Source organism: Duganella aquatilis, assembly GCF_009674565.1.
Taxonomy (GTDB): domain Bacteria; phylum Pseudomonadota; class Gammaproteobacteria; order Burkholderiales; family Burkholderiaceae_D; genus Rugamonas; species Rugamonas aquatilis.
Genome location: NZ_WKJL01000080.1, coordinates 1 through 258, shown reverse-complemented (window position 1 = coordinate 258; position 258 = coordinate 1). Strand labels below are relative to the sequence as shown.

1 protein-coding gene is annotated in these 258 nt (G+C 60.1%); it reads left to right on the top strand.

Annotated elements, in window-relative coordinates:
* Window positions 1-258: GTP-binding protein (locus GJ698_RS30340; RefSeq protein WP_229260226.1), on the top strand; the 258-nt coding region annotated here is incomplete at both ends.

The following is a 258-nucleotide window of genomic DNA, read 5'->3' as shown; positions in this document are numbered from 1 at the left end:
CACCAGAAGAAAAAGCACGCGGCATTACCATCAACACCGCGCACGTCGAGTACGAAACCGCCGGCCGTCACTACGCTCACGTTGACTGCCCAGGCCACGCCGACTACATCAAAAACATGATCACCGGTGCTGCGCAGATGGACGGCGCGATCCTGGTTTGCTCCGCAGCTGACGGCCCAATGCCACAGACCCGCGAGCACATCCTGCTGGCCCGCCAAGTTGGCGTTCCATACATCGTCGTGTTCCTGAACAAGTGCG